Consider the following 15,714-nt stretch of genomic DNA (forward strand, 5'->3'; position numbering starts at 1 on the left):
TCATGTCATATTGCGGGAAGTCTCGCAGAGACCTATCAAGTGTAGGTCAGGACACAAGCAGAAAGGCCATTTGATGACGGACTTGTCAGACGCGCTGATGATCTCGCAACGGCGAAGCAATTGGATTCGCATGCGAACTTTCATTATGCTGCGTTGGATTGCCATTGCTGGGCAAATTGTCGCGCTGTTGGTGGCGCAATTCGGATTTGACCTGCAACTAGAGTACGGGCTTTGCTATCTCGTCGTCGGCATATCGGTGATTGGAAACTTGGTTGCGCTGTTTGTCTTCCCTGAAAACAAACTCCTGACCGAGTCTGAAAACCGCTTCATGCTTTTGTTTGACGTCCTTCAACTGGGCTTCTTGCTGTTTCTAACTGGTGGTTTGCACAACCCGTTTTCCTTTCTGGTTGTGGCACCGGTGACCATTGCTGCTTCTGTTCTGTCCATTCGCTCAGCCGTCACACTTGCAGGCCTCACAGTCCTCATGGTCACAATCCTGCTCGAGTTTCATATCCCCCTGAGAACCGGCAATTTTTTCATTCTACAGATCCCTGAGGTCTTTTTGTTTGGCAATTGGGCCGCAATCGTGATCGCAATTTTCTTTTCATCATTTTACTCTCGCCAAGTTGTTTCGGAGATGTCCTCAATGGCGGAGGCATTGGCGGCCACCCATCTAGCGCTCGCACGGGAACAAAAGCTGACCGATCTTGGCGGCGTTGTTGCAGCGGCAGCACATGAACTTGGTACACCCTTGGCCACCATAAAACTGACCAGCGCTGAACTCATGGAAGAACTCGAAGACCGACCCGAACTCTACGAAGACGCCACTTTGATCCGTGAGCAGGCCGACCGGTGCCGGGACATTCTGCAATCGATGGGACGCGCTGGCAAAGACGACTTACACCTGAGAAAGGGTCCGCTTTCAACCGTTGTCGAAGAAGCGGCGGAACCACATATGGACCGCGGCAAGGACATTGTCTTTGACCACTTTGACATTCTTGACGGCCCCGAAATTTTGCGACGCCCTGAAATCATTCACGGCCTCAGAAATCTGATTCAGAACGCCGTGGATTTTTCGAAAACAACCGTATGGGTTGAAACAGAATGGACCGAAGAATCGATTTTTCTGCGCATTATGGACGACGGCCCCGGGTATCCTCCCCACCTCATTGGGAGAATTGGAGATCCGTTCATGAGTTATAGAAAAACTGAGAAGGATCGCAAAAGACGCCCGGGATACGAGGGTATGGGATTGGGATTGTTCATTGCCAAAACGCTCCTTGAGCGGTCCGGGGCGGAAATAAGTTTTGCCAACGGAGCAGTAGGCTTACGCGCTGGTGAATCCACGGTCGCGCGCCGAGGCGCCGTTGTCGAAGTCATCTGGCCACGCGCCAAACTTGACGCTGAAATGAATCCGAATGCCGTTGGCAAAGGAGAGAACCCACTGCACCAATAGTCGCCAAAATTCCCGAATTACTTGCAAATCAACTTAATTCAATCCACAATTGGAATATATTTAAGAAGTTACTCCGGTCTGTTTTGTTACTCTTGGGGTCTTCCATGTCTCAGTTTGGTACTGTTTTGTTATTTGTTTTTTTGTCGGCAATTTTGCTGTCGGTTTTTGTTTGGGTCACTTATCGGCATCGATACGGCCCCTCCTCAGCGCCCCCCCCCTTATCGACATCAAACGAAAAGGCGCTGTTTCTGTTTAGAGCTGGCGCTCTTGTCGATGCAAATTCAACGGCATTGCAAATCTGCTCCCAAGCGCCAGCGGAAGTGTTTGATTGGACGGCGCTACGCCAATGTTTGACGCACAGCTTCCCCGATTTCCCACTCGCACAAGGCGCCAGTCAAGGCAGAGACACGCTGATCTTACAATCTCAAGACCCAACAGTGAGCACCATTTTGACGCTCGATCAGTGGGATGATGTTGCACGTATTACAATTGAAAAAAACAACGTGCCCGATGCCGCCCGGCGTACAGCGGTTATGCAGGCCATGTTTCAAGCACCTAGTCCCGTTTGGAAAGAAAACATGGTCGGAACCGTGGTGTGGCGAAACGCTGCGTACAAAGATCTGGCCGAGAAAATGGGTTTCCCTGCAAAGGGTGCGCAACTCTTTGATGTCAGGGATTTAACCCCCGGTGGCACCCCTGTTCGCCTTTGCGTAAAGAGTAACAAAGACGACATCTCTCGTTGGTTCGATGTGACCGCGGTCCAAATCAGCGAAAATGTTATGTATTATGCCACGGCAGCAGACGCGGTTGTCTCTGCAATCCATGCGCAACGCAATTTTGTACAAACTTTTTCCAAAACATTTGCACAGCTATCAACAGGTCTCGCCATATTCGACCAAACCCGAAAGCTTGCGATCTTTAACCCAGCTCTAACCGAACTCACTCAGCTGAATGCCGATTTCCTCTCCAACCATTGCGACATTTCAGACTTTTTCGACCAACTTCGAGAACACCAATTGGTGCCATCCCCTGTTTCTCACGTGTATTGGCGCGATCAAATTGAAAGTGTGATCCAGTTGGCGATGACAGGTCAGTACAGCCAAAGTTGGACTTTCCCGTCTGGCGTGACCTATCGTGTCACCGGACGCCCACATCCAGATGGAGCGCTTGCCTTTTTGTTTGAGGATATTACGGCCGAGCTGACCGTAACCAGACGGTTTCGCACAGAAATAGATCAATGTCATAGCGTCTTGGACACCGTGAAAAGTGCCTTGGTTTTGTTCGGTCCAAACGGGAAACTTCACCTGTGCAACAAAGCATACCGTGATCTTTGGAAGTCCGACCCCGACAGCAGTTTCGCAGAATATACACTGCGCGACGCGCTGGTGCATTGGGAGGATGACTGTCTACCCAATGACGTGTGGCAAAACTTGCGCGAAAGAGTCCTTTCAACAATTGATAGGAACAGCTGGCACGCAACGGTGACCAAGAAGACGTTAGAAGGGCTACGTCTGTCTGTATCCCCGGTTGCCGGCGGCATGACGTTGGTTGCCTTTGACCAAATCCTGCCTTTCCACACATCTGTAAGGGCTCCAATGGAATTCCACCACGAAGTGTGATGTCGCTTGCAGCTTTTGTCTGCTGTTTTTACTGTGCGGGAATGATCACGCAGCCCCTTTTGCTCACCACAGACTCGCACCAGAAAACCAGTGCTTTGGCCGTCTCGATTGGAAACACACTTCGTGCCGGCGACGTGGTGTTACTAGAGGGGCCAATCGGTGCGGGCAAAACACACTTTGCGCGCAGCTTGATTCAATCTCAGCTTGAATCATTTGAGGATGTTCCCTCTCCAACATTCACGTTGGTGCAGGTTTATGAAGGTATCCACGGGGAGATTTGGCACGCAGACCTTTATCGCCTTTCATCCCCTGACGAAGTGGTCGAACTCGGTTTGATGGATGCGTTTGAAGATGCCATTTGCCTGGTGGAGTGGCCCGATCGACTTGCCGATCTGGAACCCAAAGGCGCACTTAAGATCACCTTTTCCCTGACGCCTCAAGAAGATCAACGTGTCCTAAAATTCTCCGCCACCTCAGACCGGTGGACCTCGGTTCTGGACGCCGTGCACACATGACCCATCGCAGCACAGAACTTACCACATTTGTCACCGAGGCTGGCTGGGAGGGCGCGCGCCGGGTAAATTTGGCGGGGGATGCATCCAACCGTCGATACGAGCGACTGAATCATACAAACGGTGCAAAAGCGGTGCTTATGGACGCGCCGACGCACACAAACACAAGCGTGCAGCCCTTTGTTGAAATCGCGCGTCACCTGACAGGTTTGGGCCTGTCTGCACCAAAAATTCTGCATCAGGATACCGACCGTGGATTGCTGCTGATCGAAGATCTGGGTGACGAATTGTTTGCTCGCAAGATCATCAGATCACCTGATCTGGAAGCGTGCCTTTATACCTCGGCAACGGACGTGCTGCTGACTCTTCAGAGTTTCCCGCCTCCGCGCAAACTTCCAAAAATGGACACACGGACGTTGGCAACAATGACCGAACCTGCTTTCACATGGTACATGGGCGGTGTTGGTCTCCTGTCGGAACCCGCGCAATCGCGTTTCGTGGAGAGCTTTCAAACTGTCTTAGAACAACACCTATCGGCACCCGACGTATTGGTTTTGCGCGACTACCATGCGGAGAACCTCTTGTGGCTACCGGACAGACAGGGTGTGGCAAAGGTCGGACTGTTGGATTTTCAGGACGCATTGGTCGGACATAGAGCGTACGATTTGGTCTCTATGCTGCAAGACGCGCGCCGCGACGTTTCGCAAACGGTTGAAGCCGAAATCAAAGCCTATTTTGTGGCTCAATCAGGCGCTGATCCTGAGAAGTTTGATGTCAGCTATCACCTGATTGGCGCACAAAGGAACCTGCGTATCTTGGGTATTTTTGCGCGTCTATGTCTGCAGGAGGGCAAAACGCACTATGTTGATTTGATTCCGCGTGTGTATGGTTTGGTAATGCGCAACCTTGCCCATCCAATCCTACAAGACGTCGCACGTATTCTTCACGACGAGTTACCCGCACCCACATCTGATATTCTCCAATCTCTGAAAGACAAATGCGCCACACACCCGACGCCGTAATGCTGTTTGCTGCCGGATTTGGCACCCGAATGGGCGCCTTGACCAAAGCGCGCCCTAAGCCACTGTTGTCAGTGGCCGGAAAACCGCTATTAGACCACGCCTTGGACCTGACAAACGCGGTAAAACCCACCAAAACTGTGGTCAACGCGCACTATAAACATAGCCAAATAGAACAGCACCTTGCCGAAAGAGATGTCTTTGTTTCTATTGAAACACCCAAGATTTTGGACACAGGGGGTGGCCTGCGACACGCCCTTCCGCACCTCGGTGATGGACCGGTTTATACGGGCAACACCGATGCGGTCTGGCACGGTCCCAATCCATTCGACATGCTCCGCACCGCTTGGCAACCAGAGATAATGGACGCGCTCCTGCTGTGTGTGCCTCGCGCCCAAGCCATTGGATACACCCGCAACGGTGATTTCTTCATCGACGATGACGGCCGCCTCAACCGCGGGCCGGGTATGGTTTACACTGGGGTGCAAATTCTAAAAACGCACGGCCTTTGCACCATTGATAAGAGCGTTTTTTCGCTGAACTTGCTGTGGGATAAAATGGACGCTGAGGGCCGTCTCTATGGGCTGACCTACCCCGGCACTTGGTGTGACGTCGGCACGCCCGAAGGTATCGGTTTGGCGGAGGCGATGCTGGATGAGCAAAATGTTTGATTTCACAACCGGCCCACGCGTCTTTGCACTCGCCCCCGGCGTCGATTTTCCCAAGGCGTTTGTGCACGGACTGCGTGAGCGCGTGTCAGATGACAAGCCACAAGACGTTGCCAAAATACAGGTCATCGTGAACACAACACGTATGGCGCGACGGATAAAAAGGTTGTTTGACGATGGCCCCGCCACTCTCTTGCCACGCATTCAGGTGTTGGGAGGATTCGCCAACAACGAAACCGCTGATCTGCCCGCTGCAACTTCTCCGATCCGTCAACGCTTTGAACTGATCCAGCTGGTCACCAGCCTCCTAGATCAACAGCCTGATCTGGCCGCGCGGGCCTCTGTCTATGATCTCGCAGACAGCCTCGCGGGGTTGTTTGACGAAATGGCCGGGGAGGGCGTGTCAGTTGATACGATCGAAACACTGGATGTCACTGACCAATCCGGCCATTGGGCGCGGGCGCAATCATTTTTTGATATCGCACGCCAATTTCTGGAAAATCTCGACAGCCCACCCGGGCAAGAGGCCCGCCAACGACGCGCCATTGAAACCATCATCAAGCGCTGGGAAGAACAGCCGCCACAGCAGCCTGTGATCCTCGCAGGGTCGACGGGCTCACGCGGAACAATGCAATTGCTCATGCAGGCGATCGCACGCTTGCCTCAAGGTGCAATTGTTCTGCCGGGCTTTGACTTCGACATGCCGGCAACCACATGGGCCCACCTTGGGTCTGGACTGGAAAGCGAAGACCACCCTCAATTTCGCTATCACGCCTTGATGCAAACGATGGACTTAACCTTATCGGACATCGCTCCCTGGCATAGCACGCCCGCGCCATCCACTGCTCGCAACAAGCTAGTTTCGCTTGCTCTGCGACCTGCCCCTGTAACGGATCAATGGCTTAGTGAAGGGCCAAATTTGGGGGATCTACTGCCTGCAACAGAAGGCATCACTTTGGTGGAAGCGACCACTCAGCGCGAAGAGGCTCTCACCATCGCCGCCCGTATGCGAAAGGCCACAGATGAAGGGCTGACCTGCGCATTGATCACTCCAGATCGGATGCTGACGCGCCAGGTCACCGCCGCGCTAGATCGTTGGAACATATTGCCTGATGATTCCGCCGGCCAACCCTTGCAGCTCTCCCCACCGGGCCGGTTTTTGCGCCATGTTGTGGCTCTGTTTCACCAAGAATTAACGTCAGAGATGCTTCTGACGTTGCTCAAACATCCGCTCACTCACAGCGAAACGGACCGTGGCGCGCACCTACGTTTCACCCGCGAATTGGAACTGCACCTGCGCCGCAAAGGCACCACCTATCCAAACTCAGAGTCGCTCACGTCATGGGCCGATGCCCACAAAGACGACATGGCCGCGTGGATGTCGTGGCTGACCTCCTGTTTCTGTGATCAGGAACGGCAGAAAGACGACATGTCGGCGCTGTTGAGCGCACACATCTTTCTCGCAGAATCTATTGCGCGCGGGTGTTCGTCCGAGGGCACGGGCGAGCTTTGGAAAGAAAGGGCAGGGCAGGCGGCAACTCGCGTGATTGCTGACATAACCGAGCACGCCCCAGTAGTGGGTGAAATCTCGGCAGTTGATTATGCAGACCTGTTTGGTGCCTTGTTGTCACGTGGTGAGGTGCGTGACCGCGATTCTGGCCACCCCAATATCCTGATTTGGGGCACCTTGGAGGCGCGTGTCCAAGGCGCCGATCTTGTGATCCTTGGTGGCTTGAATGAAGGCAGCTGGCCAGAGGCACCCAGTCCTGATCCTTGGCTCAACCGCAAAATGCGCCATGACGCTGGGCTGCTGTTGCCGGAGCGGCGCATAGGTCTTGCCGCCCATGACTTTCAACAAGCCGTCGGCGCCCCCGAAGTCTGGATCACCCGCTCAGTGCGATCTGATGAAGCGGAAACCGTGCCTTCGCGTTGGATCAATCGCATGATAAACCTTCTGGATGGACTACCAGAGCAAAATGGACCGGAAGCGCTCGCTGCCATGCGAGGGCGCGCACAAATCTGGCTCAATGACGTGCGCTCACTAGAAACCGTGTTGCCGACACCCGCCGCCCCGCGTCCATCTCCCATACCTCCAGCCGAAGCCCGCCCGCGCCAGCTCTCGGTCACCGAAATCAAGCGCCTGATCCGCGACCCTTATGCGATCTATGCCAAACACGTGTTGAAACTGCGCCCTCTGGATCCGTTGATGCGCACACCCGATGCCTTGCTACGTGGCATCATTGTGCATGATGTGCTCGAACAACTTATCAAAAGCAATCGCGACCATGATGTCCCCGTCACACGTGAACGTCTTTTGGAGATATCAGAGACTGTTTTGGCCCAAAACGTGCCATGGGCGACTGCACGAGTCCTCTGGATGGCGCGGCTATCCCGTGTGGCGGATCACTTTGTCGAAGGGGAAAAACGTCGTCGGAGCCGAGGCGCACCCCTCAAGTTTGAGGCCAGCACAAAGGCCAACATTCAAGAACTTGGCTTTACTCTCACTGCTAAGGCCGACCGGATTGATCGCACTCCCGAAGGTGATTTGATCCTGTATGACTACAAAACCGGTGCACCGCCTTCACGCGATGAACAGATCTTCTTTGACAAGCAACTCTTGCTCGAGGCCGCGATGGCGGAGCAGAATGGTTTTGAGGACGTTGGCCCCGCCCATGTTGCGGCTGCCATCTATATTGGACTTGGGTCTTCCCCAAAGGATCAGCCCGCACCGCTATCAGAGACACCCACCACTCAGGTCTGGGAAGAATTCTCCAAACTGATCGCACAGTATTTGGAAGAGGGCAAAGGGTTCACCTCGCGCCGCGCCATGCAGTCTGAGCGCGACGAAGGCGACTTTGACCAGCTCGCCCGATTTGGCGAATGGGACGCAACCGATGAGTCCACCCCGCAGGCTTTGTCATGACCCAGACCATAAATGACGCCACCCGACGGCAGATCAGCGCCGCACGACCAGACGCCAGCACTTGGCTGTCGGCCAACGCCGGGTCTGGCAAGACTCGCGTACTGACTGACCGCGTTGCACGCTTGCTGCTTGAGGGCGTTCTGCCCCAGCACATTCTCTGCCTCACTTACACCAAAGCCGCCGCCTCTGAGATGCAAAACCGTCTGTTCAAGCGGCTCGGCAGCTGGGCGATGAAAAGCGACGAAGACTTGGCGCTTGAACTGGCAGAGCTTGGTGTTGCCGGCGAATCTGCACCCGAAGACCTGCGTCAGGCCCGCACTTTGTTTGCGCGTGCCATTGAAACACCCGGTGGTTTGAAAATCCAAACCATTCACTCTTTCTGCTCCTCGTTGCTGCGTCGTTTCCCATTGGAAGCCGGCGTATCTCCATTGTTTTCGGAGATGGAAGACCGTGGTGCTGCCTTGTTGCGCGAAGACATTGTGGAACAAATGGCCCAGGGCACCGATGCCCCGCTGCTCCAAGATCTTGCGCGGTATTTCACAGGGGCAGACCTTGGCGATCTGACCGTCGACATAACCCGCAACGCAGATCGACTACGGCAAGGGAAAGACTTTGATGCATTGGCACAGATGTTAGACCTGCCTGCAGGCTACACCAGCGCTCAAGTGTTAAATGACGTTTTCCTAGGCGGCGAACTGGAGCTGATCCGAAATCTGGTCACGATACTGCGCACCGGCGGCACAACGGACAACCGCGCCGCTGACAAACTCGCTTTGATCGCCGCGCCTGACGGATTTGCACTCGACATTCTGGAATCGGTTCTGCTGAACGGAAAGGCGGCGAAATCTCCCTTTTCGGCCAAGTTAGAGACCTTTCCGACCAAAAAACTGCGCACCAACCATCCCGATATTATGGATCAGCTGCAACCGCTCATGCTGCGGGTCGAAGACACACGACCCCGACGGCTTGCCCTGCAAGCAGCAGAACGCAGCGCGGCATTGCATGCTTTCGCAGCACGTTTTCTTGTGCTCTATGAGAGCGCCAAACAGAAACGCGGCTGGTTGGATTTTGACGATCTGATCCTGCGGGCCCGAAATCTTTTGAACGAACCAGCTGTTGCCGAGTGGGTTCTCTATCGACTGGACGGTGGAATCGACCACATCCTTGTGGACGAAGCTCAAGACACCAGTCCTGTGCAATGGCAGGTGATCGAACGTCTGGCCCAAGAATTCACCTCCGGTTCAGGCGCACGCAGCGATATCACCCGCACGATTTTTGTGGTGGGAGATCAAAAACAGTCAATTTACAGTTTTCAGGGTGCGGACCCCGCAGAATTTGACCGCATGCGCGAAGAATTTGCGAACCGTTTGGAACCAACGGGCAACCACCTCCAGAACCTCAGCCTAGAATACTCTTTTCGCTCTTCTCCTGCCGTTCTCAATTTGGTGGACAAGTGTTTTGAAAATCACGCTGAAGCAGGGTTTCCAACCGGCAACCGCCACATCGCCTTTAACAGTGACATGCCAGGTCGGGTTGATCTTTGGCCCGTAGTGGAGCCTGTGACCAAAGCTGAGAAAGATGATTGGTTTGATCCCGTTGACCGCTTGGGAGACACCCACCACACCGTGATCCTTGCGGAACGTGTTGCGCGCCAAATCAAACGCATGATTGCGCAAGACACAATTGCAGACACGCGCGGGTCAGACGGCAAGTTTCAACAACGGCCCATAGAGCCAGGAGATTTTCTGATCCTCGTGCAGCGCCGATCCGATCTGTTTCACGAGATCATCCGCGCTTGCAAGCTGCAGGGGTTGCCAATTGCTGGTGCAGACCGCTTGAAGGTCGGTGGTGAAATGGCAGTGCGCGACCTTGGCGCGCTTTTGTCATTCCTTGCCACGCCTGAAGATGATCTATCTCTGGCCACCATACTGCGCTCACCGATCTTTGGCTGGTCCGAACAGGCATTGTTTGACCTCGCCCATCGCCGTCCGGCCAAATCCTATCTATGGGCTGCGTTACGCGACCGGGCAGACGAATTTGAGCGCACTATGGCTGTTCTAAATGATATGCGCAGCCAAACAGACTTTCTGCGCCCCTACGATCTGATCGAGCGCATTCTGACCCGCCATAGCGGCCGCAATGCTTTCTTGTCCCGCCTTGGGGCTGAGGCGGAAGATGGTATCAACGCCTTGCTGTCTCAGGCCTTGGCTTATGAACAATCTTCCGTTCCCTCCCTCACTGGTTTCTTGCAGTGGATGGAAACCGATGATCTGGAAATCAAACGCCAGATGGACAGCGCCACCAACCGTATTCGGGTGATGACAGTGCATGGGTCCAAAGGGCTTGAAGCGCCAATTGTGATCATGCCCGACACCGGCAAACGTCTTATCAAGACCGACGCGCCGATTGTTCCGATTGACGTCACCGCTTTGTGGAACATGCCCGCCGACGCCGCACCCGCGCGATTGGCAGAAGCCCGCAGTCTTTTGGCAGACGCACAAACCGCTGAACGGTTGCGTCTGCTTTATGTGGCAATGACGCGAGCAGAAAAATGGCTCATCGTTGCAGGCGCGGGAGACCTCGGCAAAGACGGCAACAGTTGGTATGACATCGTACGTGGGGCAATGGTCGCATCTGGCGCGGCACCGTTTCAATTTGACGGAGGTGAGGGACTGCATCTCAAACACGGTGATTGGGCTGGAACAGTTACTGAACGTGACAAATCTCCATCCGAACCCACGACAAACGTCCCCGCGTTCCTAACGACACCAGCCGTCGATCCAACACCTGTTCCCACCGCGCTGAGCCCCTCTGATCTTGGCGGAGCCAAAGCGTTGCCAGGCGATCAAGGGTTGGATCAAGACGCCGCCATGCAAAGGGGCACGTGGCTGCACCTGTTGCTCGAACACCTGCCATTACATCCGCAAGACCGCTGGCAACAGATCGCCGAAAGTCTTCTGCAAGACGATCTGCCAATCATGGCCAAAGGCCAGCTGGCAGATCTGCTCAAAGAGGCTCGCGCCAATCTTACCTCGGGGAACCTGTCATGGTTGTTTTCCTCAGAAGCACTTGCCGAAGTCCCCGTCACGGCCATGCTTGGGCAGCATCGTATGCATGGTGTTGTTGACCGCCTTGTGGTCACCGACACCGACGTCTGGGCGGTGGATTTTAAGACCAATGCCTTGGTGCCAGCATCACCCCATCAAACTCCAGAAGGGCTTTTGCGGCAAATGGGCGCTTATGCACATGCTTTGGCTCAGATTTTTCCCGACCAACCCATTCGGCTCGCCATCTTGTGGACTGCCAAAGCTGAGTTCATGGAGTTGCCACACGATCTTGTGACAAATTCTCTAGCCGCCACAGGATATCTTGACGATCGGCCCCCGCAAACCTAGGTTCCATCAACCAAGACTTATCGCTTTTCCCCTTTAGGAGACCTCCAATGGCAACCGTCGCTGTCACCGATGCCACTTTTGACGAAGAAGTAAAAAACGCCGACGTACCCGTCGTCGTGGATTTCTGGGCCGAATGGTGTGGCCCCTGTAAACAAATCGGCCCAGCGCTCGAAGAGCTCTCCGCCGAACTCGATGGCAAAATCAAAATTGCCAAAGTCGACGTGGACTCCAACCCGGGCGCAGCCGCTGCTCTGGGCGTGCGCGGCATTCCTGCGCTGTTCATTTTCAAAGACGGTCAGGTGATTTCCAACCGCGCAGGCGCAGCCCCAAAAGCCGCTTTGCAAAGCTGGATCGAAGATTCCATCTGATCTTGTCTTAATCTCTTCACAAAGGCGCTCCTTTGGGGCGCCTTTTTTGATCCGACGTCCTTATCCGACAGGCCAGCCCAAACGAAGCAGCCGCGCACGAATAATGTCGTCTGCTTCCGGACGCCCCGCATTGATCGACATGTTCTGTAAGAACCACCACAGATACGCAGGATAAGGTGGCTTCATCTCTCGCACCTGAGCAAAAGCCCCCTCTACGCCGAGTTGATGCACGTTCGCCGCAATGTGATGAAAATCGATCCGCCCAAACAGAACACATGGCTTTTTGAAGAAGAACCCCGCAAAGGCAACGCTGGAATTCATGCTCACAACATAGGCGCAGCGCGGCAGAAGTCTTTCCATGCCGCCAACCTGCACCTTCAGCCTTGGGTATTCCTCGGTGAGCCGTCTCAAAACCTCTTGTTCCTGCTCGGTGTAGATCTCTCCGGGATGCAAAGTGGCCACAACATTGCGCTCCGGTTCCTGCGCCAACACATGCCCCAACATCTCAATTGGACTACAGCTTTGAAACGAGCGCTGCTCCAAAAGACGCCCCTGTAGCGGAACATACACAAATGACCCTTTGCGAACGTCGTTGATCGCATCCCCATACAACCGACGCCGCCACGCCTGAAAAAACTTGCGCGCCTCTTGTTCGTCGATGTCTCTGCTCTCAAACGCTGTCTCCGCGACCTCCCAATGCCAACGCTCATTTGTGCGCTCAATGTGCCAGAACGGGTAGTAGTACGCCCGCCGCAAGGTCACAGAATTGCGCACAAAAGGATCTCGCATGAAGAACAACGAGTACCCCCCTTTCCGTGGGTCTGCGGTCTCAGGCGCCTCAAACATCACCTCCAGCCCTGCGCTTTCCAAAACACGGGCCACTTTGTTGATAAAGTTGTGCTCTCCAACCTCAGCCCTTTGCCGAAGCTCCAGAGGTAAGTAAAACCGGGCAGACGTATCCTTGCTCATGGCGCGACGCTATGCGCTGGATATCGTACGAGCAACCCCACGCAGACGGTCGCGGCCCTTGTGCACGCCCATCCACAGGCTCATATAGGGCGCAGACAAAGAGGAGATTTTCATGTCAGAGGATCAATTTCCGGGTTGGCACGGCACAACCATCATTGGTGTGAAAAAAAATGGCGAAGTGGTGATTGCCGGTGACGGTCAGGTCTCCCTTGGCCAAACCGTGATCAAAGGCACCGCACGCAAGGTGCGCCGCCTGTCTCCGGGTGGTTTTGATATTGTGGCAGGATTTGCCGGATCCACCGCAGATGCGTTTACATTGCTGGAGCGGCTCGAAGCAAAACTTGAGGCAACACCAGGGCAACTGGCCCGGGCCTCCGTTGAGTTGGCCAAAGACTGGCGCACCGACAAATACTTGCAAAAACTCGAAGCGATGTTGATCGTGTCTGACGGCGCAGACATTTTTGTAATCACTGGGGCAGGGGATGTGCTGGAACCCGAACATGACGTCACAGCCATTGGGTCTGGAGGCAACTATGCGCTGGCGGCTGGCCGCGCGTTAATGGACACTGATCTTTCCGCCGAAGACGTGGCACGCAAAGCCATGGCCATTGCCGGAGACATCTGCGTCTACACCAACGGCAACCTCACAGTCGAACAGATCAGCAAATGAGCGATATGACCTACACCCGCATGGGCAACTCTGGCCTCGTGGTGTCTCGCCTTGCGCTTGGTACCATGACCTTTACCCATGGATCCGATTGGATTCCCGGCGTCGCCAAAGTCGGCCTTGAAGACGCCCAGCGCATGGTTGATGTTGCATTGGATGGTGGCATCAACTTCTTTGACGCGGCCGACGGCTATTCCAATGGCGAGGCTGAGGATATCCTTGGCAAGACGCTCAAAGGCAAACGCAATGATGCAGTGATCTGCACCAAATTGGGCTTTAGACAAAGTGAGCGGATCACCGATGCGGGTCTGTCTCGCGGACATATTCTGTCCTCGGTTGATGGCTGTCTTAAGCGGCTGGACACCGATTGGATCGACCTCTTGGTGCTGCACAAAACAGATTTCACCACTCCGATGGAAGAAACCCTGTCCACTCTGCAAACAGTGATCGACGCCGGGAAAGTACGCCATATTGGTATCTCCAACTGGCCCGCTTGGAAGGTCTCTCAAGCCGTCCAGTTCCAACGCGACAACAACATGAGCCAATTTGTGGCCGGCCAGTATCTTTACAACGCTGTTGGGCGTGACATCGAAATGGACATTTTGCGCATGGGCCGGGAGCTGGGCATTGGCCTCATGGCATGGTCCCCATTGGCGGGCGGGCTTTTGACCGGCAAATATGACCTCAACAAATTAGAAGACAGCGAAGGTCGCTTGGCCGAAGGCGACTTCTTGCAGGTCTCCAAAGAGCAAGCGCAAGCCGTCATTGCTGCGCTGAATGCAGCTGCAGAAGCGCACAAAGCCGCTCCAGCGCAAATTGCGCAAGCGTGGATTTTGAACAAACGTCGCGACCACACGGTGATCATAGGCGCCTCTAAACTGGCTCAGCTTGAAACCGGCATCACCGCCGCCAATATCGAGCTGACAGGTGATGAAATGTCAGCGTTGGATGCTGCCGCCGCGCCTTCTCGGCGCTATCCAGAGTGGTTTGACGACATGATGAAAGACGATGTGTTCGCCAACGTGCTCGCATAACGAAAGATAACTTAGATATGATTTCCAAAGATGATCTTCGTGCAGCCGTTGGTTCTGGCCTACTGAACGAACAACAGGCCGCATCGCTTGCGGCCTTGGCCGACAGCCGCCGCGGCGCACGTGAAGATCTCGCCATCGGAGATGAACCGTTTGAGCTTTTCAAAGGCTTCAACGAGATTTTCATCGTCATTGGCCTTTTGATCCTGGCCAGCGGTTGGGCAGCGATCAATGGCATCGCTTTGGCCACCGAAATCGTGAACTACAAGGCCAAGCTTGTAAGCATGACCTCCCTTTCAGCTGTCGTGCTTTGGCTCCTGTCAGAATACTTTATCCGCCGCCGGCGCATGGTGGCCCCCGCCATCGCGTTGTCCTGCCTCTGGGCCATCAACGCAGGCTCCGGTATAACAGCCTATTTCGCGCAGCCCTTTATGGTGGCCCAAGAAGACTTCTCAAGTTTGCCCCTGCCGCTTGCACTTACCACCTTGGCGATGCTGATCTTTTGGCTTCGGTTCCGTGTGCCTTTCGCCATGGCCCTTATTGCGGTGGGCGTGTTTGGAATCGCATTGATGATGGGTGCAAATCAAGCAGGCACCCCAACCAGCGCCGAAGATCTGTTCCTGCTGTCAGCAGGCGGCCCTTTCGCTTTCATCACATTGGGCGTGGGCATCGCTGTGTTTGCTGTCGCTATGTATTTTGACATGTCTGATCCGCACCGCGTCACCCGCCGCAGCGCACAGGGCTTTTGGCTTCATGTGGTCGCTGCACCCGCCCTCATAAATACCGTCGCACTGACGCTTCTGGATGCGGGCAGTAACAACGCTCACCTTTTGCTGATCGCCTTCCTTCTCGGTTTTGCCGTGATCGCCATCATCATTGACCGCCGTTCCTTCCTGATTGCTGCCATCGGCTACACAGTGGCCCTTGCCGGCACAGTGTTTGAGGGTGAGGGCGCTGCCATGACCGTCTTTATCCTCGGTATTTTTCTTGTGGTGCTCGGCGCCTTTTGGTCGCGCATCCGCGCAGCCCTTCTTGCGCCGCTATCCGGCATCCTGCCGCTGCACCGCCTACCGCCTTCTCACTGATT

The 15,714-nt window shown here is 54.7% G+C and carries 12 protein-coding genes; 11 read left to right on the forward strand and 1 reads right to left on the reverse strand.

The window, feature by feature from the left end; all coding sequences use genetic code 11:
• Positions 1-73 precede the first annotated feature (73 nt).
• The 8 genes from regB (at position 74) to trxA (ending at position 11,960) form a co-directional block, all read left to right on the forward strand.
• Positions 74-1,456 carry a sensor histidine kinase RegB gene (regB, locus tag ABWV47_RS10745; RefSeq protein WP_353311563.1) on the forward strand — a complete coding sequence of 461 codons (1,383 nt, stop codon included), beginning with the start codon at positions 74-76 and terminating at the stop codon, positions 1,454-1,456.
• Between the two features lie 437 nt (positions 1,457-1,893).
• Entirely contained in the window at positions 1,894-3,075 is a 1,182-nt protein-coding gene (locus tag ABWV47_RS10750; RefSeq protein WP_353311565.1) for a PAS-domain containing protein, read from the forward strand.
• Positions 3,076-3,116: 41 nt separating this feature from the next.
• Entirely contained in the window at positions 3,117-3,590 is a 474-nt protein-coding gene (tsaE, locus tag ABWV47_RS10755; protein ID WP_353311567.1) for a tRNA (adenosine(37)-N6)-threonylcarbamoyltransferase complex ATPase subunit type 1 TsaE, read from the forward strand.
• Entirely contained in the window at positions 3,587-4,609 is a 1,023-nt protein-coding gene (locus ABWV47_RS10760) for an aminoglycoside phosphotransferase family protein (RefSeq protein ID WP_353311569.1), read from the forward strand. Before tsaE ends, ABWV47_RS10760 begins: the two co-directional genes overlap by 4 nt.
• Positions 4,585-5,277, forward strand: coding sequence for a nucleotidyltransferase family protein (locus ABWV47_RS10765; protein WP_353311571.1), 693 nt, complete (start codon positions 4,585-4,587; stop codon positions 5,275-5,277). The genes ABWV47_RS10760 and ABWV47_RS10765 overlap by 25 nt, the downstream gene beginning before the upstream one ends.
• Positions 5,270-8,197: a double-strand break repair protein AddB gene (addB, locus tag ABWV47_RS10770; RefSeq protein ID WP_353312088.1), complete on the forward strand. Its 2,928-nt coding sequence runs from the start codon at positions 5,270-5,272 to the stop codon at positions 8,195-8,197. Before ABWV47_RS10765 ends, addB begins: the two co-directional genes overlap by 8 nt.
• A complete protein-coding gene (gene addA / locus ABWV47_RS10775; protein ID WP_353311573.1) occupies positions 8,194-11,592 on the forward strand; it encodes a double-strand break repair helicase AddA in 3,399 nt (1,132 codons plus the stop codon). Before addB ends, addA begins: the two co-directional genes overlap by 4 nt.
• A gap of 47 nt (positions 11,593-11,639) precedes the next feature.
• Positions 11,640-11,960, forward strand: a complete 321-nt coding sequence (gene trxA, locus ABWV47_RS10780; RefSeq protein WP_353311575.1) for a thioredoxin — start codon at positions 11,640-11,642, stop codon at positions 11,958-11,960.
• A 60-nt stretch (positions 11,961-12,020) separates the two neighbouring features.
• Here the strand turns inward: trxA and ABWV47_RS10785 are convergent, their stop codons facing one another.
• The gene (locus ABWV47_RS10785; protein WP_353311577.1) at positions 12,021-12,929 is read right to left on the reverse strand and encodes a hypothetical protein; all 909 of its coding nucleotides are present in this window, start codon (positions 12,927-12,929) and stop codon (positions 12,021-12,023) included.
• A 112-nt stretch (positions 12,930-13,041) separates the two neighbouring features.
• Here ABWV47_RS10785 and hslV point away from each other — a divergent pair, with 112 nt between their 5' ends.
• From hslV to ABWV47_RS10800, 3 genes are read left to right on the forward strand one after another with little or no spacing between them, the layout of a single operon-like run.
• On the forward strand, positions 13,042-13,599 hold the full coding sequence (gene hslV / locus ABWV47_RS10790) for an ATP-dependent protease subunit HslV (RefSeq protein WP_353311579.1): 558 nt from the start codon (positions 13,042-13,044) through the stop codon (positions 13,597-13,599).
• On the forward strand, positions 13,596-14,630 hold the full coding sequence (locus ABWV47_RS10795) for an aldo/keto reductase (RefSeq protein ID WP_353311581.1): 1,035 nt from the start codon (positions 13,596-13,598) through the stop codon (positions 14,628-14,630). The genes hslV and ABWV47_RS10795 overlap by 4 nt, the downstream gene beginning before the upstream one ends.
• Before the next feature lie 17 nt (positions 14,631-14,647).
• On the forward strand, positions 14,648-15,712 hold the full coding sequence (locus ABWV47_RS10800; RefSeq protein ID WP_353311583.1) for a hypothetical protein: 1,065 nt from the start codon (positions 14,648-14,650) through the stop codon (positions 15,710-15,712).
• Positions 15,713-15,714 lie beyond the last annotated feature (2 nt).

It is taken from the genome of Shimia sp. NS0008-38b, from assembly GCF_040370365.1.
In the GTDB taxonomy this organism is placed as follows: domain Bacteria; phylum Pseudomonadota; class Alphaproteobacteria; order Rhodobacterales; family Rhodobacteraceae; genus Shimia.

Excerpts from the sequence above, each read along its gene's own strand:
- regB (WP_353311563.1), top strand. The coding sequence starts at position 74 with ATGACGGACTTGTCAGACGCGCTGATGATCTCGCAACGGCGAAGCAAT.
- tsaE (WP_353311567.1), top strand. The coding sequence starts at position 3,117 with ATGATCACGCAGCCCCTTTTGCTCACCACAGACTCGCACCAGAAAACC.
- ABWV47_RS10760 (WP_353311569.1), top strand. The coding sequence starts at position 3,587 with ATGACCCATCGCAGCACAGAACTTACCACATTTGTCACCGAGGCTGGC.
- ABWV47_RS10765 (WP_353311571.1), top strand. The coding sequence starts at position 4,585 with ATGCGCCACACACCCGACGCCGTAATGCTGTTTGCTGCCGGATTTGGC.
- addB (WP_353312088.1), top strand. The coding sequence starts at position 5,270 with ATGTTTGATTTCACAACCGGCCCACGCGTCTTTGCACTCGCCCCCGGC.
- addA (WP_353311573.1), top strand. The coding sequence starts at position 8,194 with ATGACCCAGACCATAAATGACGCCACCCGACGGCAGATCAGCGCCGCA.
- trxA (WP_353311575.1), top strand. The coding sequence starts at position 11,640 with ATGGCAACCGTCGCTGTCACCGATGCCACTTTTGACGAAGAAGTAAAA.
- ABWV47_RS10785 (WP_353311577.1), bottom strand. The coding sequence starts at position 12,929 with ATGAGCAAGGATACGTCTGCCCGGTTTTACTTACCTCTGGAGCTTCGG.
- hslV (WP_353311579.1), top strand. The coding sequence starts at position 13,042 with ATGTCAGAGGATCAATTTCCGGGTTGGCACGGCACAACCATCATTGGT.
- ABWV47_RS10795 (WP_353311581.1), top strand. The coding sequence starts at position 13,596 with ATGAGCGATATGACCTACACCCGCATGGGCAACTCTGGCCTCGTGGTG.
- ABWV47_RS10800 (WP_353311583.1), top strand. The coding sequence starts at position 14,648 with ATGATTTCCAAAGATGATCTTCGTGCAGCCGTTGGTTCTGGCCTACTG.